This is a genomic window from Companilactobacillus farciminis KCTC 3681 = DSM 20184 (genome assembly GCF_002706745.1).
Classification (GTDB): domain Bacteria; phylum Bacillota; class Bacilli; order Lactobacillales; family Lactobacillaceae; genus Companilactobacillus; species Companilactobacillus farciminis.
Map to the genome: position 1 here is coordinate 1,909,219 of NZ_CP017702.1, position 18,937 is coordinate 1,928,155.

At 37.6% G+C, this 18,937-nt stretch carries 18 protein-coding genes; 6 read left to right on the forward strand and 12 right to left on the reverse strand.

The features are described 5' to 3' along the window. Positions 1 to 62 precede the first annotated feature (62 nt). From LF20184_RS09445 to LF20184_RS09460, 4 genes are all read left to right on the forward strand, one after another. The gene (locus LF20184_RS09445; protein WP_010018772.1) at positions 63 to 1,490 is read left to right on the forward strand and encodes a glycerophosphodiester phosphodiesterase; all 1,428 of its coding nucleotides are present in this window, start codon (positions 63 to 65) and stop codon (positions 1,488 to 1,490) included. A 67-nt stretch (positions 1,491 to 1,557) separates the two neighbouring features. Beyond that, a complete protein-coding gene (pepV, locus tag LF20184_RS09450) occupies positions 1,558 to 2,955 on the forward strand; it encodes a dipeptidase PepV (RefSeq protein ID WP_010018771.1) in 1,398 nt (465 codons plus the stop codon). A gap of 115 nt (positions 2,956 to 3,070) precedes the next feature. Next, a complete protein-coding gene (locus LF20184_RS09455) occupies positions 3,071 to 5,839 on the forward strand; it encodes a transglycosylase domain-containing protein (protein ID WP_010018769.1) in 2,769 nt (922 codons plus the stop codon). Between the two features lie 100 nt (positions 5,840 to 5,939). Then, entirely contained in the window at positions 5,940 to 6,239 is a 300-nt protein-coding gene (locus LF20184_RS09460) for a hypothetical protein (protein ID WP_010018768.1), read from the forward strand. 49 nt (positions 6,240 to 6,288) lie between these two features. Here the strand turns inward: LF20184_RS09460 and ccpA are convergent, their stop codons facing one another. Then, positions 6,289 to 7,290, reverse strand: coding sequence for a catabolite control protein A (gene ccpA / locus LF20184_RS09465; protein WP_010018767.1), 1,002 nt, complete (start codon positions 7,288 to 7,290; stop codon positions 6,289 to 6,291). A gap of 171 nt (positions 7,291 to 7,461) precedes the next feature. Here ccpA and LF20184_RS09470 point away from each other — a divergent pair, with 171 nt between their 5' ends. Next, entirely contained in the window at positions 7,462 to 8,562 is a 1,101-nt protein-coding gene (locus tag LF20184_RS09470; RefSeq protein WP_010018766.1) for a M24 family metallopeptidase, read from the forward strand. A gap of 352 nt (positions 8,563 to 8,914) precedes the next feature. Here LF20184_RS09470 and LF20184_RS09475 read toward each other — a convergent pair whose 3' ends face one another. The 4 genes from LF20184_RS09475 to murI form a co-directional block, all read right to left on the reverse strand. Next, complete coding sequence (locus tag LF20184_RS09475) at positions 8,915 to 9,208, reverse strand: hypothetical protein (protein WP_010018765.1); 294 nt, start codon at positions 9,206 to 9,208, stop codon at positions 8,915 to 8,917. A 2-nt stretch (positions 9,209 to 9,210) separates the two neighbouring features. Beyond that, positions 9,211 to 9,621 (reverse strand): DUF948 domain-containing protein, encoded by a 411-nt coding sequence (locus tag LF20184_RS09480; protein WP_010018764.1) that lies wholly within the window; start codon positions 9,619 to 9,621, stop codon positions 9,211 to 9,213. A 66-nt stretch (positions 9,622 to 9,687) separates the two neighbouring features. After that, on the reverse strand, positions 9,688 to 10,287 hold the full coding sequence (locus tag LF20184_RS09485; protein WP_010018763.1) for an XTP/dITP diphosphatase: 600 nt from the start codon (positions 10,285 to 10,287) through the stop codon (positions 9,688 to 9,690). Beyond that, a complete protein-coding gene (gene murI, locus LF20184_RS09490) occupies positions 10,262 to 11,107 on the reverse strand; it encodes a glutamate racemase (protein ID WP_010018761.1) in 846 nt (281 codons plus the stop codon). The genes LF20184_RS09485 and murI overlap by 26 nt, the downstream gene beginning before the upstream one ends. Positions 11,108 to 11,231: 124 nt before the next feature. Between murI and LF20184_RS09495 the strand changes: the two genes are divergently transcribed. Continuing rightward, the gene (locus LF20184_RS09495; protein ID WP_056945233.1) at positions 11,232 to 11,696 is read left to right on the forward strand and encodes a DUF2507 domain-containing protein; all 465 of its coding nucleotides are present in this window, start codon (positions 11,232 to 11,234) and stop codon (positions 11,694 to 11,696) included. 109 nt (positions 11,697 to 11,805) lie between these two features. Here LF20184_RS09495 and trxA read toward each other — a convergent pair whose 3' ends face one another. The 7 genes from trxA to alaS all read right to left on the reverse strand — a co-directional run bounded on the left by trxA (position 11,806) and on the right by alaS (position 18,932). Further along, positions 11,806 to 12,117, reverse strand: a complete 312-nt coding sequence (trxA, locus tag LF20184_RS09500; protein WP_010018758.1) for a thioredoxin — start codon at positions 12,115 to 12,117, stop codon at positions 11,806 to 11,808. Positions 12,118 to 12,180: 63 nt separating this feature from the next. After that, positions 12,181 to 14,535: an endonuclease MutS2 gene (locus LF20184_RS09505; RefSeq protein WP_010018756.1), complete on the reverse strand. Its 2,355-nt coding sequence runs from the start codon at positions 14,533 to 14,535 to the stop codon at positions 12,181 to 12,183. Positions 14,536 to 14,586: 51 nt separating this feature from the next. Continuing rightward, a complete protein-coding gene (locus tag LF20184_RS09510) occupies positions 14,587 to 15,129 on the reverse strand; it encodes a CvpA family protein (RefSeq protein ID WP_029606456.1) in 543 nt (180 codons plus the stop codon). 100 nt (positions 15,130 to 15,229) lie between these two features. Continuing rightward, positions 15,230 to 15,529, reverse strand: coding sequence for a DUF1292 domain-containing protein (locus LF20184_RS09515; RefSeq protein WP_010018754.1), 300 nt, complete (start codon positions 15,527 to 15,529; stop codon positions 15,230 to 15,232). Between the two features lie 10 nt (positions 15,530 to 15,539). Beyond that, entirely contained in the window at positions 15,540 to 15,974 is a 435-nt protein-coding gene (gene ruvX / locus LF20184_RS09520) for a Holliday junction resolvase RuvX (RefSeq protein ID WP_010018753.1), read from the reverse strand. Next, positions 15,975 to 16,232 (reverse strand): IreB family regulatory phosphoprotein, encoded by a 258-nt coding sequence (locus LF20184_RS09525; protein WP_010018752.1) that lies wholly within the window; start codon positions 16,230 to 16,232, stop codon positions 15,975 to 15,977. Between the two features lie 63 nt (positions 16,233 to 16,295). Further along, entirely contained in the window at positions 16,296 to 18,932 is a 2,637-nt protein-coding gene (alaS, locus tag LF20184_RS09530) for an alanine--tRNA ligase (RefSeq protein ID WP_010018750.1), read from the reverse strand. Positions 18,933 to 18,937 lie beyond the last annotated feature (5 nt).

Here is an 18,937-nt window from a genome sequence, read left to right on the forward strand (position 1 = left end):
AAATACCTCACATTTCACTACTTACTCTAGTATATAATATCTAAAAAATTAGGGAGTTAATTATGATTTCAAAAAGTTTCCAAATTTTTAAAGTATCACTAGCTTTGTTAATCTTCTTTTTCGCTAGTGGTTTTACCGTTATCGGTCATCGTGGCGACCCCATCAATGCTCCAGAAGAAACCTTCGAAAGTATTAACAAAGCTTTTGACGAAGGTGCCGATTATGTTGAACTAGATATTCACGTTTCTAAAGACAACGTCTTAGTTATTTCGCATGACCGTGATCTGGAAAGAGTTACCGGAACTTCGGCCATCGTTTCTCAACACAATTTCTCTGAGTTGTCACAATTGACTCAAAAAAATGGCGAACCGATCCACAGTCTGAATCAAGTCTTTGAGCATTACAAAAACAACCCTAAGGCTAAGTTCTTGATTGAAACTAAGAAAACCAAAAAAGGCAATCCTCAAAATATGGAAGAATTGTTGAAACAAGCTATCGATCAATATGGCATGCAAGACCGAGTCATGTTTCATTCCTTCTCCACTAAGAGTTTACAAAATGAAGCCGAATTGATGCCAAACATCCTTCGGATTTTCATTGCTGGAACTATCAAGCGAGTTAACTTCGAAGTATTAAGCTACGTTACCGGGGTCAATCTTTCTTCAAAAATCATTACTCCAGAAATTATCAATACGATGCATTTCATGGGCAAAACTATCTATGCCTGGGATGAAATGAACGAAAGTCCCCAGAAGTGGAATACCTTGATCAATATGCCTATCGATGGCGTGGTCACTAACTACCCTGGAACTGGTAACGAATATCGTGAACTAAAAGATAAGTCTAAATCAGAAGCTCTCAATCAAAATGTCTACTACATGTCGACAAAATCTGAGCCTATCTACGAGAATCCTTATCGTTTAATCAAGACTAAAAAACGAGTCAATCCACTTGATGGCTATCACATCACTAACATCGTCAAAGTAAATGGCGAAAAATACGTTCAAGTTGGTGAGAATCAATTTGCCAATGCCACTGGCTTCAACTCCGAATACTCACTCAGTGATCTACGTCAATATTTCGGTGCCAAAGCTATCTACCGCAATCAACAACCGAATAACTTGCTCTACCAAGAACCAAATACTGACGTCATCAGCAACCGTCTCGAAGCTAACAAAGCAGAACGCATCTTGACGATTCAAAAAGTCGGCTCACAAACGTGGTTGAAATTAAAAGATGGCTGGATCAATGCCAAAAATGTCTTAATTCAATTGAATCCAAACAACTACCTCGGCAACAATTCTGAAGAAAGCTATGAGAGTTTGCCTAAGGGTCAACGTCTTAAAAATATTGATTTACTAGAAAATATTTCTTTCGCCATGCCAACAAACGACCAATCGGTCCAAAACGCTGATTTAATCAGGGATTTTAATAATTCATTTATTAATTTCTCTGAAAATTTTGACAGCGATTCCATAAATGAGATATAGACCGATTAGCCTTTAAGCTCAACCTTTGGTAAAATGAAAAAAACTTCATGTGGAGGTCATAGAAAATATGTCGATAGATTGGGAGAAAGAGGTTGCACATCGTTCAGATGAATTGATCAACGATCTTTCTGAATTAGTAAGTATTGATAGTTCTAGAGATACAGAACACAAGACTAGCGATTTTCCACTAGGTCCTGGACCAGCGAAAGCTCTTCAAACATTCTTACACTTTGCAGACCGTGATGGTTTCAAAACTAAGAATGTCGATAACTTGGCTGGAAGAATTGAACTAGGTGACAGCGATGATGCCATTGCTATTTTGTCACACGTGGACGTCGTTCCTGAAGGACCAGGTTGGGAGACTAATCCTTTTGAACCCGTAATTAAAGACGGTAACTTTTATGCTCGTGGTGCCAGTGATGATAAAGGCCCTGGCCTTGCTGCCTACTACGCTATGAAAATCATCAAGGAATTGGCTTTGCCTACATCTAAGAGTGTGCAATTGATTCTGGGGACTGATGAAGAAAGCGAATGGGTCGGCATCAATCACTACATGGAAAAAGAAACCATGCCTGAAACTGGATTTTCACCTGATGCTGAATTTCCTGCCATCAATGGTGAAAAAGGAATCGTCTCATTTAGAGTTAACTTCCCTACACCAACAATCGGTTTAGTTAAGAAGTTCGAAGCTGGAATCAGACCTAACATGGTTCCTCAAAACGCTGATTGCCAAATCAATCTTGCAAATATCAGTGCTGACGATTTGAAAGCTAAGTTCAATGATTTCTTAGCTGCTAACAAAGAAATCAAAGGTAGTCTAGAAATCAACGATGATGTTGCCGAAGTAAGAATTATCGGTAAAGGTGCACATGCTATGGAACCATTCAATGGTATCAATGCCGCCACTTATTTAGCATCATTCTTAGTAACATTAGACTTAAATGACAGTGAAAAGCTTTACTTCTCATTCATTGCTAATGACTTACATTTAGACTTTGCCGGCAAACATCTTGGCATTGCTAATACTGACGCTGTTATGGGTGATTTGACACTTTCACCTAACATCTACGAATACGATGAAAACAAAGCTAATATCTTGTTAAACATTCGTTATCCTAAAGGTGACACTGGTGATACTTTGACTGAAAAAATCAACAATCACCTACCAGAAAATGTCACTGCCGTTATCGAAGGGCACAATCAATTGCCACACTTCGTCGATGCTGACGATCCATTGGTTCAAGCTTTAGTTGGAGCTTATCGTGATCATACAGGTGACGACACAGAACCATTTACCGTTGGTGGTGGAACTTACGGTCGTATTCTAAAACACGGAATTGCCTACGGTGCTATGTTCCCTGGTGATGAAAATGTTATGCATCAACCTAATGAATATATTAATATCGATAAATTATTGAAGTCGACTGCCATTTACGCCGACGCCATTTATCGCCTAATTAAGTAAAACTAAAAAGTTCTGTTGGACATAATTTCGACAGAACTTTTTTTGTTTTTACACTTCTAAATCGATTTTATTATATAATTACGGTATGTAACTTTTTAAGGGAGCTTATTTTAAAGTGAAAAATTTATGGAATAGCATCGTCAACAGCTTCAAAAGTATTAAAAGCTGGTCCGACTTTGCTAAAAAAGCTAATCTAACGATTGAAGTTATTCGCCGAATTATTCTCTATTCCATTGCTGGGATTTTGATTCTTTTGAGTTTAGCTATCGGTCTTGGTACAGGTTACGTATCTGCTTTGACGAGTCAAGTCGAAGTACCTACTAAACAAGAAATGAAATCAGAACTTCAAGACGTGAACAATTCTGCCACGCTATACTTTAGTGATGGTTCTAAGGTCGATAATTTACAAAAAGACCTTCAAGGTAAGAAAATTTCATTATCTGAAATGTCGCCTTATTTGAAAAAAGCCATTGTAGCTACCGAAGATAGTGACTTTTATCGTCATAAGGGTGTCGTTCCTAAGTCTATTTTTAGAGCTATTATTTCTGACGTTACCGGAATCGGTGCTCAAACTGGTGGTTCAACTTTGACTCAACAAACAGTTAAGATGCAGATGTTATCATCTGAAACTACTTGGAAACGTAAAGCAGTCGAAATTTTCTTAGCTATGCGTGTCGATAAATACTTCTCTAAGGAAGAAATTCTAGAGGATTATTTAAACGCCGCAACCTTTGGTGCTAATAACAAAGGACAAAATATTCAAGGTGTCCAAGCTGCTGCTAAAGGTCTCTTTGGTAAAAATGCTTCTGACTTGAATATTGCCGAATCAGCTTTTATCGCTGGTTTGCCACAAAGTCCCTCGGTCTATACACCTTATAATCGTGTCGTCTCAGAAACAAACGGTACTACACAACGTGGTACTTTCAAAGAAGACATGAGCCTTGGTATGAAACGTAAAGATATCGTTCTTTATCGAATGTATCGTGACAAACAAATTACTGAAGCTCAATACAACAGCGCCAAAAAATTTGACTTGAAAAAAGATTTCCTAAAGCCAGCTAAAGCTAGTTCTAAAGAAATCAAGTATGGCTACATCTACAATCTCTTGACTGAACAAACAAGAACTATTTTGATGAAACGGTTGGCCAAAAGCGATGGTGTCAAATACAGTGATGTCAAAAAGGATAAAAACCTTTACGAAAGATATTACACACAAGCCAATACCGAATTGCACAACAAGAATTACAAGATTCACAGTACGATCGACAAGAAACTTTATGTAGCAATGAACGAACAAGCTCAACAATTCAAAGGTAATCTAGGAACAACTCATACTGGTTCAGGAACTGATGCTAATACTGGTAAAACTGTTAAAGTATCAGAACCTGTTCAAAACGGTTCAGTTCTACTAGATAACAAGACTGGTCAAGTACTTTCCTTTGTTGGTGGGGTCAACTTTAAGAAATCTCAATTGAACCACGCCTTTAGTACGCAGAGATCTCCTGGTTCATCAATCAAGCCTTTGATTACTTTTGCTCCAGCGATTGAAAATGGTCTTATCGGTTCACAAACAATGTTGGCCGATTTCAAGACAAGTTTTAAGAAGTACGCTCCAACTGATTACGGCGAAACAATTCAAAATCGTTTTGTTTCTGCTCGTGAGACATTGGAAGAATCATACAATATTCCTTCAGTTAACTTGTACAACTATTTGAGACAACAAGGTGTCAGTTCGAAGAAATACATGTCGAAGATGGGTATCGATTTAAGCAATAAGGAATACAACCAATTAGGTATTACCTTAGGTGGTACTGAAAATGGTGTCACAGTACTCCAACAAGCTAGTGCTTTCTCTACTTTTGCCAATAAAGGTGTCCACGTTGATCCTTATGTTGTCAAAAGCATTACAGATCCAACTGGCAAGACTGTTTACAAGCACAAGGGTTCAAAGACCCGCGTCTTCTCTAAACAAACTTCTTATATCATTAAGAACATGCTTCACGGAGTTGTTACTAAAGGTACTGCTTCTGCTCTCTCTTACGAAGCTAACTTCAATACGAAGAACCTCTTTGGTAAAACTGGTACATCAAATAACTATCGTGATAACTGGTTCATTGGAAGTACCGATGGTATGACTTTAGCATCATGGATTGGATACGATAACTTCTATCATGATAATTACAACCTCGCAAGTAACTCAACTGATATCAACCAAGAACTTTGGTCTCGTATGGCTAACTCCTTGTACGAAGAAGATAAATCAGTCTTCAACGTCAATAAGTCATTCAAGAAACCTAGTGGCGTTAAGTCTTACAAGGTCGACAAAGAAACTGGTACTTACACTGGTTCAATTGAGTACAACGGTATAACAACTAAGGTAAATCAACACACAACCAACTCGCTATACTATAAGGGTCGTCCTGAAGCGATGTCTTACAATAACTTCGCTATTGGTGGTAAATCTAAGAATTACAAATTATTCTGGGATCACTACTTCGGACGTAGCAACGGTTATTCAGTGGTTAAGCAATTAGGTGAAAATACTAAATCAGCTAATGAACTAGCCAACGAAAATGGTAGCGGCAGAACTTCTGGTTTTAGCAACAGTACTAATAGCAACGAGTCTTCTGAAGTCACAACTAGTTCAACTACAACGAGATCAAGAACTACTAACTCAAGTACTACTAGTGGTACTACTGAAACTGGTACTGGATCAGGAACTGGTTCCGGTTCTGGTTCAAGCTCTGGATCTAGTTCAAACTCTAATTCCAATTCAAGTACCGAATTAGAAACTGGTGGCAGCTCTAGTCAAGAATCTAGTGGTTCAACTGGCGATACTGTGACTGGCAACATCGAAACTGGTACTGGTTCTACAGAAAATTAATCTTATAACTCTAGTGGTCATTCGATCATTAGGGTTATTTTTTTACATTCACCAAAATGTGATAGAATTAGAGCGTTACTTTGATTTAAGGAGAAAATTTATGTATTTTAGTCCAAGCTTTTTACAAAATACTTTATACATTGTCGCGGCAGTTTTGATTGTCTTTATTTTGACAGTGATTATTTACAAAATTAAACATAATATAAAAATTTGGGACAAGTCGATGACTCTTGCTATTGTCGTCTTGTTAAACACACTTTATTCGATCTTAGGTGGGTTTATTAACTTGCCTTACGAGTTGAGTTCTGTGGTCACTGGTGGTCTGTCATTGGTGGCTTTTGGCTATATTGTTGTTATCATTTGGGATTTGCACAAACAACGAAAAATTAGTGAAAAATAAAAAGCTTGCACTGCCTAATTAGGCAATACAAGCTTTATTTAATTGCAATTTATTTTGTTGAACCACGTTTTACAATGCTGTATGGCAACTTGATTGTGTTGTCATCGATTTGTTCTTGATTCATCATCTTAGTTAACAAACGCATAGCAACCGCACCGATATCGTACAATGGTTCTTCGATTGAACTCATCTTTGGACGTGTAACTTCACAAAGGATTGTATCGTTACTTGTGATCAATTCGAAGTCATCAGGAATCTTAACGCCTGCTTTAACAGCTGAATTCAAAATACCTGAAGCCAACAAGTCATCTGTTACGTATGCTGCTGTGGCACCACTGCTGTGAACAGCATCCCAGATTGCTTCTCCGGCTCTGACTGAGTATTCTGCTTCAAAAACTAGGTTAGATGAGAAGTTAAGATGTGCTTTCTTCAAAGCCTTCTTGTAACCATCTAGTCTGTATTTTCCATCAATAGGATTTTCAAGACTTCCACCAACAAAGGCAATCTTCTTGTGACCATTTTGTGTTAATTGACCAACAACGCTAGCTACGGCATCAGTAAAATCAATGTTTACACTGGCACTTTCATTGTTCTTGTCAACTGATCCAGCCAAAACGATTGGTGTCTTTGAGTTTGCAAGGATACGTTTTAATTTCTTAGACAATTGCTTGCCCATGTAAATAAGTCCATCAACTTGCTTTGATAGTAAATTATTCAAGATTTGTTCTTCATCACCGACAGATTCTTGTAAACTAGTCAAAATGATGTTGTATTTGTACATTGAAGCAACGTCATCAATACCTTTTGCTAGAGATGCAAAGTACAAGTTAGTAATATCTGGCAAAATTACTCCGATTGTTGTACTCTTCTTACTTGCAAGACCACGGGCTACCGCATTTGGACGATAATTCAAACGATCGATTACTTCCAAAACACGCTTTCTAGTTTCTTCCTTTACATTGGCGTTTCCGTTCACTACACGTGAAATAGTTGCCATTGAAACGTTGGCAGCCTCGGCTACGTCATAGATTGTTACTACTTTTTTCTCCATTAATATTCACTCTCTCAAACAATATTTTCATTAATTATCTCTAATTTATCAAAAAAGTTTACATTTTGCAAGCGGTTTCTAGTTTATTGTTGTATGTTTTCATATTTTTTCAAAAAGAAAATCATTTTCAATGCTATACTATTATAAATATTAACGTAAAGGAGCATTTTCATGAAGAAACAATTATTAGCACTACAAGAATATTTAGCACAAAATGGACTTGATGCAGCTTATGTTTCAAATCCAAACGACATTCACTATTTTACCGGTTTTTACAGTGATCCGGTAGAACGAATTCTTGCACTTTTAGTTTTCCCTGACAAAGATCCTTTTGTCTTCGCCCCTCAACTTGAAGTTGAAGCTGTCAAAGAAGTCGGTTGGGATAAAGATGTTTTCGGATATCTTGACCATGAAGATCCATTTGCTTTAATGGCTGGTCACATCAAAGACGTTGCTGGCAGTCCTGTTAAATGGGCCATCGAAAAAGATGACATGTCCGTTCAAAAACTCGAAGCTTTGACTAACCAATTCCCAGACGCAACTTTCCCAGTTAACCTTTCTCGTTACATGGAAAATGCTAAGTTGATCAAAACTCCTGAAGAAATCGAAGAATTAAAAGCCGCTGGTGCTGAAGCTGACTATGCCTTCTCAGTAGCTTTCAATGCTATCAAAGAAGGACGTACCGAACAAGAAATCGTTGCCGAAATCGAATATGCAATGATGAAAAAAGGCGTTATGCACATGAGTTTTGACACAATCGTTCAAGCCGGTGCCAACGCTGCTAATCCACACGGTGGTCCGGAAAAGAATCCCGTTAAAAAAGATGAATTGATCCTGTTTGACCTTGGTACAGTTCACAACGGCTATATCAGTGATGCATCTAGAACCGTAGCTTTCGGCCAACCTGACGCAAAATCACTCGACATCTATAAAGTAGACCTAGAAGCTCAATACGCTGCTATGGACGCTGCTAAACCCGGTATTACAGCTGCTGAATTAGACAAAGTTGCTCGTGATATCATTACTAAAGCTGGCTATGGTGAATACTTCATCCACAGACTAGGCCACGGTATGGGAACTTCAGAACACGAATTCCCTTCAATCATGGAAGGAAATGACATGGTTCTAAAACCAGGCATGTGCTTCTCCATTGAACCCGGAATCTACATTCCAAATGTTGCCGGCGTAAGAATCGAAGACTGTGTTTACATCACTGAAGATGGCTGCGAACCATTCACACATACAAGTAAAGAATTGAAATATATTAAATAATTCATAAATATATAAGAGACATTACAGGAATTGTATTATTAGATTCTAGTAATGTCTTTTTTTGATGAAAAAAACCTTGCTAGAACTTCTTCCAGCAAGGCTAAAATTTTAATTTTATACGTTATTTAATAAAAATCTGTCTAACTCCATAAAAATAAAAACTGCAATTTAGTCGGGAGCAAAAGCTCTGTGATGGCTCAGCCGCCATATTATTCTAAGCGATTTATCGCTTAGAATAAGACCAATCTTGAAGGCCTTGCCCGAATTTGGGCTTAGCAAGGGCTCCAAGTTGTGTCGGCAGCGTTCCAGCCAATCACAGAGCTTTTGTGGACGACGGCATTCTTATCCGAAACTACTCTTCGTTGTTCAAATCATCTTCATCAAAAACAATATCAGAAGTATCTTCGTCCTCTTTGATCTTATCAACAGTAGAAGCCATGTGATCTTTCAAAGCATCTGTCTTCTCGTTGAAATGATCAACTAAATCATTATTGTTAAGACCAACGCCTCCATTATTGAAATCGCTGCGAATAGTATTGATATTTTCTAGTAATTTTTGACCTGACTCGCTAGTTAAATATTTAGAGGCAGCATATCCTGATGCACAACCCAAGGCTAGGCCTAGTAAAAAGTGATTATTTTTCATAATTATTTATTCTTCTTTCTTGGCCAAATCTTGGCAGCTGTCTTTGCAACGGTTGCTAAATTACCGATAGTCATTAGATTTTGGAAATTGAAACCACTGTTTGGCTTTTCTTCAGTAGCCTTAGCAGTCTTCTTACCGATGTTTTCAACGGTATCAAATAATGGATTCAACTTATCTGATTTGTGGTTAACGTCTTCTAACAACGTGTTAGTCTTATCAACCAACTTTGTACTTTGATCCATGATTTGTTCAGTGTTCTTTGAAAGAACCTCAACCATCTTAGTTGTTTCCTTCATTGTCTCTTGTAACTCTTGAAGCAATTTAGCTGTTTGAACTAAAGTTCTGGCTAAGTATACAACCAATACTACAAAAGCAACGGCTGCAATTAATCCTGCAATTTGTCCACCAGTCATAATATTACCCTCCTATGTTTTAATAGCACTTTCATATTAGCATTATACCAATTTATGGGCAATTAATTACCAATTGATCCAATCTTGCCACTGTTTTTCGAGCTTTTTAATAGCATTGCCACGGTGACTGATTTGATTCTTTTCATCAACTGACAATTCAGCCATCGTCTTACCTAACTCTGGTAAATAAAACAATGGATCATAGCCAAAACCGTCGTCTCCTTGTGGAAATTGGGCGATGATACCTTTGACTTCACCTTCAACGACTAAGTCTTCTTCATTCTTAGGATTAGCAAAAACTAACGTAGAAACAAAGCGCGCATCCCTTTTTTCCTTGGGAACACCACCTAATTCGCTCAACAACTTAGCATTGTTAGCTGCATCATTGTGATCTCCAGCGTAACGAGCTGAATAAACGCCTGGTTGACCATATAAGGCTCTGACTTCCAATCCGGAATCATCAGCAATCACAGGCAAATTAAAGCGTTCCATGACAGCATGTGCCTTAATCGTAGCATTTTCCTTAAAAGTAGTTCCCGTCTCTCTAATTTCTGGAAAATCAGGAAAATCTAATAAAGTCTTCAAAGTAAACTCTTGGTCATCAAAAACTCGTTTAAATTCACGAGCCTTCCCCGGATTTTTAGTGGCGATGATTATTTCTTTCATTTTTTCCTCCAATTGCGACTGCATCTTCTAAATCGACTAAGTTTATCTCATCGATCTTCACATCTAACCAACGTTTGGCAAGTTTTGAAAATTCCTCAATATTCGCAGTTGCGTGTAACTGCAAAACACGATTTTTACTATCAGTTAAAAGATTATTATCTGTTAAATATTTCTCAGCTCGCTCGACAGTTTTCAATGCCGGATCAACTAATTTGATGTCGGGCAAATAATCACTGATTTGTTCTTTTAGCATTGGAAAATGCGTGCATCCCAAAACTAAAGTGTCATAGTCGCTATCTTTAAAAGGTTTCAAAGTCGTTTCGATATTTTCTTTAGCTTGTTTAGTATTAGCAGAATCTGATTCAACGATACTGACAAATTTTTGAGCAGCAATGCCTAAAACATCAGCCTTAGGATCAAGGTTCTTGATAGTTTCATTGTAACTCTTTGAATTAATAGTTGATTGTGTACCAATAATTCCAATATGATTAGTTTTAGTAACATTAGTAGCAGCTTCAGAGCCAGGTTTGATCACACCGATCATGGGAATCGTAAATTCTTTTTCCATAGCATCCAGAGCTTGGGCTGTGGCAGTATTGCAGCCGTAAATGATCATCTTGACATTTTGACTGATTAAATACTGTACCATTTCTCGAGTATAGGATATGATTTGTTCATGAGTCTTCACTCCGTAAGGCATTCTAGCCTCGTCACCAATAAAAATAATACTTTCATTTGGCAACTGGCGAATCACTTCTTGGACAACAGTTAAGCCACCCAAGCCGGAATCTAATACTCCAATTGGTCTTTGATCACTCATAATATTTACCTCACTTAAGAATTATTTGTACCTATAAAAATAATTATGTGCTATCTTTTACAATAACTTAAAAAGCAATTATTCTAATGATATAATGAATTGTCAGAAAAAGGAGTTATAAGCAATGTCTGCAAAATCTAAAGATATTAATGAATCAACATCAACAGAAGCTCCACAAAAAAATGAAGATACTCTAACAGAAAATTACTTTGCCGTTTCAGTTCTTCGCGATTTCATTCTTCCCGACCTTCTTGATAAAGATACTGTTGAACTACTATACTGGGCTGGAAAAAATCTCAGTCGACAATTAATTCTCGATATGGATAGTTTACCAGAACTATTTCAAAAAGCTGGCTTTGGTAAGTTAGAAATTTCTAAACAAACACCAAAGAGCTATATTTATACTTTAACTGGTCCAGAAGTCGTTCAACGTTTTGATACTAATAACGATGATCCAGAATTTTCACTGGAAACAGGGATAATTGCTGAAACTGTTGAAAAAACAATCGCAGCTTATTGTTTGGGAACATATACTGTAAACAGTAAAGCCAAAAGCGTTTCAATTAAGATACAAATTGATCGAAACTAAAGTATACACCAAAAAATGATCAAAATGACACCCACTAAGGGATTTAAATGCCAATTTATACAAAAAAACTCCACGATTATGTAATCAATAATCGTGGAGTTTTTTATTATTAGTCTGAATATCCGTCTAAAATCTTTGTAAGTTGAGCTTTATTATGGAAGCCAGTCAATGTTTCAACAACTTTGCCATCTTTTTTGATCAACAAGGTTGGAATAGCCATAATCCCGAACTTCTTAGGTGTATCAGGATTAGCATCAACATCCATCTTCAAAAACTTAACTGAATCATCATCTTCTGATAATTCGTCAACAACAGGTGATTGCATACGACATGGACCACACCATGTTGCCCAAAAGTCTACTAAGACGACACCGTCTTTTGTTTCTTCTTCAAAATCTTTATCAGTTACTTCATCAACCATTTTATTCACTCCTTCGACAAATTAAATACTAGCATTACTCGTTTATTTTAAAAAAAGATTTGCTTATAGGTCAACAATTGTCGCTCCAGAACCACCAGAACTTGCCGGAGCATATCCAAATGACTTCACATGTGGATTGCGTTGCAAGTACTTAGTAACTCCTTTTCTAATAACGCCAGTTCCAAAACCATGCACGATTGTAACTTGGTTATAGCCAGCTAATAATGCAGAATCGATATATTGATCCAACTCTGCCATTGCTTCTTCATAACGTTTGCCACGAAGATCTAGTTTACTGGAAAGTCCAGTACTCTTTGTTCTCTTGACCATGGTTGGTTTCTTCTCTGGTTCTGGCTCTTGGTTTTGAACTTTTTCTAGTTCATCAGCACCAAACTTCATCTTCAAAATACCGAGTTGAACTTCAAATTCATTGTTTTTATTCTTACGAACAATCGTACCGATTTGGTCATATTGCAATGATTTGACTGTATCGCCGACTTTTAATTGTTGACGACGCTTGTTACGACGCAATACTCGATTCTTTTTAACGGCTTCATCTTGATGCAAATTCTTCAAACCAGTTTTAGCAGCGATAATTTGGTCTTCCTTAACAGCCACACCATCTTGCTCTAGTTTGTGCAATTTTTCAATGATTTTGTCCGATTCTTTACGAGCCTTAGAAACGATTTGATTAGCTCGAACTTTAGCGGCTTGAATTTCAGAATTCTTCGACTTGTCTAAAGCGTCGCTCTTCTTTTCGTAATCCTTTTGCACGTCTTTGTTCTTAGCTAGTTGAACTTTTAATTGGTCGTTCTTTTGCTCAAACTCTTTACGACGATTCTCAAGATCAGCAATCATATTGTTAAGGTCTTGACTTTCACCATCCATCAAAGCTTGTCCACGGTTAACGACACCCTTGTCCATCCCCAAACGAGCGGCGATATTAAAGGCATTACTTGCACCAGGGATTCCAATCAACAGACGATAAGTTGGCTTCAATGACTTCTCATCAAATTCCATACTGGCGTTGATAGTTTCTGGGGTATTGTAAGCAAAGATCTTCAATTCTGGATAGTGAGTCGTTGCCATGATAAAACAGTGCGATTGAGCTAATTTCTCAAGAATGGCAATCGCAATCGCAGCACCTTCTTGAGGATCAGTTCCGGCACCTAATTCATCGATCAAAACCAAACTATGTTCTGACACTTTACGAATAATATTAATGATGTTATCCATATGTGACGAGAAAGTACTCAAGTTTTGTTCAATTGATTGTTCATCACCGATATCAACGAAAACTTCGTCAAAGACAGCAATTTCACTCTCTTCATGGGCGGGAATAAACAATCCGGCTTGAGCCATCAATTGAATCAAACCTAATGTTTTCATCGTGATAGTTTTACCACCAGTATTCGGACCAGTGATCAACATCGTCTTATAACCTTCACCCATCTTAATATCATTAGCTACAACCTTATCTGGGTCGATTAGCGGGTGTTTTGCATCGTGTAGGTCAACTATATGGTCTTTGGAAATAATTGGCTCAGTGGCTTTAATTTCTTTAGCATACTTAGCTTTAGCATTGATCAAATCAAATTGAGCCAATACTTCATTATTTTCTAGGATCTCATCAATTTGTGGACGAACTAGATCGGACAATTTATTTAAAATTCTAATCTCTTCGGCCTTTTCAGAAACTTGAGCTTCGTGAAGTTGATTGTTCATCCCTACGACAGCTTGTGGTTCGATATAAAGCGTCTGCCCACTGGCACTTTGGTCGTGAACAACGCCACCGAATTTCGTCTTATATTCAGTCTTTACAGGAATAACGAAACGGTCATCACGCAAAGTTACCAAATTCTCAGTCAAATACTTAGTATTCTTGCCACGAGTGTATTGTTCCATAGTGTGACGAATTTGGTCATTCAAACGGGTGATTTGGTTACGAATGTACTTCAAGTCTTCTGAAGCAGTATCCAAAACTCGTCCAGTATCATCAAGTGAACGGGCCAAATGTTTAGTTAATTCGGGATTGTCGATCAAGTTGTCATTCAAGTCGTATAACTGACGCAAATCTAGTTGTTCATCTTTTAAATCTTCAAAGAATTCTTTTAATTCACTAGTATTCTGGAGAACTTGCCCAATTTGAGAAAGTTCAGTTCCATTTAAATTACCGTCTTTTTTCAGACGATTGGCTTGATCGTGCAAATCAGCCAATTTTCTAACTGGGATCTCACCCTTAATCCGAATAATGTCAGCACCATCTTTAGTTTGGTCAATCAATCTTTGAACGATGGATTCGACTGACATCGGCATTAATTTCTTTAAGAGAGTTTTCCCACGTGTCGTGATTAGATATTTGGCAATCTCAGCTTTGATTTTGTCAAATTCCAATACTTTCAAAGCTTTATTATTCATATTCTCTCCTATTACAAAATAAGACTGAAACAAACGTCTCAGTCTTAAAGTTTAGATAGCTCCAATCCATAAATGACTAAGCAAGTTCGTCAAAACCGGCGTACTCTTAATCATCGTTGAAGCTATAAATGAATGTTCCAAAGCATGTTGAATACCGCTCACAGGCACCATTGCCATCATTAACAAGACCATAAAAATGGCCACGTAAGTAACGACAAAGGCGATGATACCTCCGCTTAGAATATTGATGTCATTGTACATTGGAAAATATGTCAGACGCTTGAAATAAAGTCCAGCGAATCTAACGATGATCCAACCAATGAAACATACAAAAATAAAAGCAAAAGCGCGGTAAAATGCATTATCCAATTCCATACCAACTTTTGTTGAGAAAAAGGCAAACTCACTACCCAAGTTAGCAGAAGGATATGGTACTAACATTTCAAATTTAGGGCCCAGTGCCTTAAAAGACACTAAAGCCAAAGCAAAGAATAGTACATATCCGATTCCGTAAAATGCCTCCATGGCAAGTCCTCGGCGAGCGCCAATATAAAAACCATATATCAAAAGTAAAATAAGTAACAGACTCAGCATTATTTCCCCTTACTTCAATCATGCTAAAAAGCGAATTTATAAATCATAGGACTAGATACAATCAAACGATTGGCAGATGCCAATCGTTAGGTGTTTTGCTTTATTGATCCACGTCACTTGTGAAGGTGTTCAAAACTTCTTGAACCATGTCCCATTCCTCTGGATCTTCGATTGGATCTAAATCTCCAGCATCGACATCACCATTTTCGTCAGGTGTGAATGAAAATGCTTGAATTTCAATTTCTTCATCATCTTCACTAGCCTTAGGATATAGGAATACATATGACTTACCATAGTCGTCTGATTCAAAAGTAAAAAGAATTTTGTAAACTTCTTCGTTACCTTGGTCATCACTTAAAATAACTTCGTCTAAATCTTTTGGTGGTTGTTTTTCACTCATGTTTATCACCTTAATTTCGTGTTAGTTTACCTTTAGCATCAAGATAATTTTGTAAAATCATCTCGGCGGCAATCTTATCGATAACTTTCTTTCGTTTTTTACGAGACACATCGGCCTCATCAATTAACATTCTCTCAGCTTGAACAGTTGTCAGACGCTCATCGATGAAATCAATTGGTAAATGAAATCTGTCTTCGACCATCTTGCCGTACTCGCGAGATTTTTCTACTCTAGGCCCTTCAGTATTATTCATGTTTTTGGGCAAGCCTAATACAACTCCTGTAGGTTGCTTTTCTTTGATAATTTCGCCTAATCGATCTAAGCCAAATTCCTCTTTATCCTCATTGATACGGATGATCTCTACCCCTTGAGCAGTCCATCCCAATAAATCGCTGCAAGCAACACCGACAGTTCTCGAACCAACATCTAAACCTAATAATCTCATTTATTTACCTTGATTGAGATAACTTTTGACTAATTCTTCAATTATCTCGTCTCTTTCATGCTTCAAAATCAAATTACGAGCATCGTTATGTCTTGGAATATAAGCTGGATCACCAGAAAGTAGGTATCCAACGATTTGGTTAATTGGGTTATATCCCTTTTCTTCTAGTGATTGGTAAACACTTTGCAGCGTTTCTTTGACATCTTTGCCCTTGTTTTCATTAAAATCGAAACTCATAGTTTTATCAAGTGAACTCATGGCAAACCTCCATCTAACTAAAATTTAAGTGACCGAAAAGCTTCATTTCAATTATAGCCCACTTTATAGAGATTTAATAATATCTTTAGCTAATTGTAACGCATTTGTTAAACCAGCAGGATTCTTACCACCAGCTTGCGCCATATCAGGACGACCACCGCCGCCACCTTGAATTTCCTTAGATATTTTCTTGATTAAATCTCCAGCTTTGACACCTTTGTCTTGAGCAGCTTTGTTAACAGCTACGACTAGACTAGCTTTGTTGTCGCCACTAGCACCTAGAACTAAAATGTCAGAACTATTATCGTTCTTCCACTTATCAGCTAATTGTCTAAGAGCTGACATGTCGGCAGGAACAATATTTGAAATAACTTTGTAGCCATTGATTTCTTCCACGTTGTCAAAGACTTCAGCGGATTTTTGATTTGTAAGTTGTGTCTTTAAGTTTTGGTTATCGCGTTTTAGAGCTTTGATTTCGTCAGCCATTTGAATTGCTCGACTAGGAGCATCTTTTAGTTGGTTGACTTTCATATTCTTAGCTGTTTCTTGCAATGTTTGTAGTTGTTCATTCAAGTATTCAAAGGCTTCTTCACCAGTTACGGCTTCGATTCTTCTTGTACCTGAACCAATAGCTGATTCAGAAGTGATCTTGAATAAACCTAGTTCTGAAGTATTGCGGGCGTGTGTACCACCACAGAATTCTGTTGAGTAGTCATCAATTTCAACCACACGTACAGTATCGCCGTATTTTTCACTGAATAAGGCAATGGCACCCTTCTTCTTTTTAGCTTCTTCAATAGGCAAGACTTCTGTCTTTACAGGAATAGCTGCCCAGATCTTTTCGTTGACGATCTTTTCAAGTTCTGAAATTTGTTCTGGTGTCAAAGCAGCATTGCTATTGAAATCAAAACGTAAGTAATCTGGTTCAACTAATGATCCAGCTTGGTGAGTTCTTGAACTAACAACATCGCGCAAAGCTTGATCCAACAAGTGAGTAGCTGTGTGGTTGTGACGAACCTTTTCACGGAAGTCAGTATCGATCTTCAATTGATATTCTGTATCAACGTCAATTTCTGACATGATGTTGACCAAGTGAATATTTTGACCGTTTGGTGCGTGTTGAACGTCAACTACTTCAGCAACTTGATTACCTTTAAGGTCATAGATATTACCAGCATCGGCAACTTGTCCACCCATTTCAGCATAGAAAGGAGTTGTATCAAAGACTAATTGAGCTTGACCTTCAGTAGCGGACTTCACTTCTTTATCGCTAACGATGATGTTCTTCAAAGTACTTTGTGTTTCATTGTGATCATAACCAATGAATTCACTAGGTGTCTTGATTTCCATCAAAGTTTCATCTTGCATACCCATTGATTGTAAGTTTCCACGAGCTTCACGAGCACGTTGCTTTTGAGCTTCCATGTTTTCCTTGAAACCAGCTTCATCAACTGACAAACCTTCGTCGTTAGCATATTCACGAGTTAATTCCATTGGGAAACCGTAAGTATCGTAAAGTTTGAAGGCATTGGCGCCATCGATCACAGTTTCATTGTTCTTACGAAGATCTGCGATAACACCGTTAAGCAAAGCAAGACCAGCATCAAGAGTTTCTGAAAAGCGCTTTTCTTCTTGTTGAATAGTCTTAGAAATGAATTCTTGTTGTTGGCTAACTTCTGGATAGTAACTCTCCATGATCTTACCAACGATTGGTGTCAATCTGTATAGGAATGGTCCATTGATACCAAGTTTCTTACCATTCAAAACAGCACGTCTGATCAAACGTCTAATAACATATCCACGACCTTCGTTTGAAGGCAAAGCTCCATCACCGATAGCAAAGGAAACAGTTCTAGCGTGGTCAGCGATAATCTTGAATGAAATATCGTTTTCAGCATCTTCGCCATACTTCTTGCCACTGATTTGACCTACATCTTCGATCAAAGGCATGAACAAATCAGTTTCAAAGTTAGTCTTAGTACCTTGAATGATGGAAACTAGACGTTCTAGTCCCATCCCCGTATCAATGTTCTTATGTGGTTGTTCAACATATTGACCATTTGGCAAATGATTCAATTCTGAGAACACGATATTCCAAACTTCTAGATAACGTTCGTTTTCGCCACCAGGATAGTTTTCAGGATCATCTTCAGATAAATTATTAAATTCTTGACCACGATCGTAGAAGATTTCTGAATCGGGACCACAAGGACCTTCACCGATATCCCAGAAATTATCTTCAGCTTTTAAGATGTGATCTTGAGGAATTCCTACTTCAGCCCAAAGTTTTTGAGTTTCAGTATCCTTAGGATAAGTTGTCACGTACATCTTATTGACGTCCATGCCAATCCAATCGGGACTTGTTAAGAACTCAAAAGCCCAAGGGATAACTTCTTTCTTGAAGTAATCACCAACTGAAAAGTTACCTAGCATTTCAAAGAATGTTTGGTGACGAGCTGTTTTACCAACATTTTCAATATCATTTGTTCTGATACATTTTTGAGCATTAGTGATACGTGGGTTCTTTGGCACAACTGTACCATCGAAATACTTCTTCAAAGTAGCAACACCGGAGTTGATCCACAACAAAGTTGGATCATCATGTGGAACTAATGATGCACTAGGTTCAATCATGTGACCTTTTGATTGGAAAAAGTCTAAAAACATTTTTCTTATTTCAGCACTTGATAAATTCTTCATTTTAT

Excerpts from the sequence above, each read along its gene's own strand:
- ruvX (WP_010018753.1), bottom strand. The coding sequence starts at position 15,974 with ATGAGATTATTAGGTTTAGATGTTGGTTCGAGAACTGTCGGTGTTGCT.
- LF20184_RS09510 (WP_029606456.1), bottom strand. The coding sequence starts at position 15,129 with ATGCTGAGTCTGTTACTTATTTTACTTTTGATATATGGTTTTTATATT.
- alaS (WP_010018750.1), bottom strand. The coding sequence starts at position 18,932 with ATGAAGAATTTATCAAGTGCTGAAATAAGAAAAATGTTTTTAGACTTT.
- LF20184_RS09525 (WP_010018752.1), bottom strand. The coding sequence starts at position 16,232 with ATGAGTTCACTTGATAAAACTATGAGTTTCGATTTTAATGAAAACAAG.
- LF20184_RS09505 (WP_010018756.1), bottom strand. The coding sequence starts at position 14,535 with ATGAATAATAAAGCTTTGAAAGTATTGGAATTTGACAAAATCAAAGCT.
- LF20184_RS09495 (WP_056945233.1), top strand. The coding sequence starts at position 11,232 with ATGTCTGCAAAATCTAAAGATATTAATGAATCAACATCAACAGAAGCT.
- murI (WP_010018761.1), bottom strand. The coding sequence starts at position 11,107 with ATGAGTGATCAAAGACCAATTGGAGTATTAGATTCCGGCTTGGGTGGC.
- LF20184_RS09480 (WP_010018764.1), bottom strand. The coding sequence starts at position 9,621 with ATGACTGGTGGACAAATTGCAGGATTAATTGCAGCCGTTGCTTTTGTA.
- ccpA (WP_010018767.1), bottom strand. The coding sequence starts at position 7,290 with ATGGAGAAAAAAGTAGTAACAATCTATGACGTAGCCGAGGCTGCCAAC.
- LF20184_RS09485 (WP_010018763.1), bottom strand. The coding sequence starts at position 10,287 with ATGAAAGAAATAATCATCGCCACTAAAAATCCGGGGAAGGCTCGTGAA.
- LF20184_RS09475 (WP_010018765.1), bottom strand. The coding sequence starts at position 9,208 with ATGAAAAATAATCACTTTTTACTAGGCCTAGCCTTGGGTTGTGCATCA.
- trxA (WP_010018758.1), bottom strand. The coding sequence starts at position 12,117 with ATGGTTGATGAAGTAACTGATAAAGATTTTGAAGAAGAAACAAAAGAC.
- pepV (WP_010018771.1), top strand. The coding sequence starts at position 1,558 with ATGTCGATAGATTGGGAGAAAGAGGTTGCACATCGTTCAGATGAATTG.
- LF20184_RS09515 (WP_010018754.1), bottom strand. The coding sequence starts at position 15,529 with ATGAGTGAAAAACAACCACCAAAAGATTTAGACGAAGTTATTTTAAGT.
- LF20184_RS09470 (WP_010018766.1), top strand. The coding sequence starts at position 7,462 with ATGAAGAAACAATTATTAGCACTACAAGAATATTTAGCACAAAATGGA.
- LF20184_RS09460 (WP_010018768.1), top strand. The coding sequence starts at position 5,940 with ATGTATTTTAGTCCAAGCTTTTTACAAAATACTTTATACATTGTCGCG.
- LF20184_RS09445 (WP_010018772.1), top strand. The coding sequence starts at position 63 with ATGATTTCAAAAAGTTTCCAAATTTTTAAAGTATCACTAGCTTTGTTA.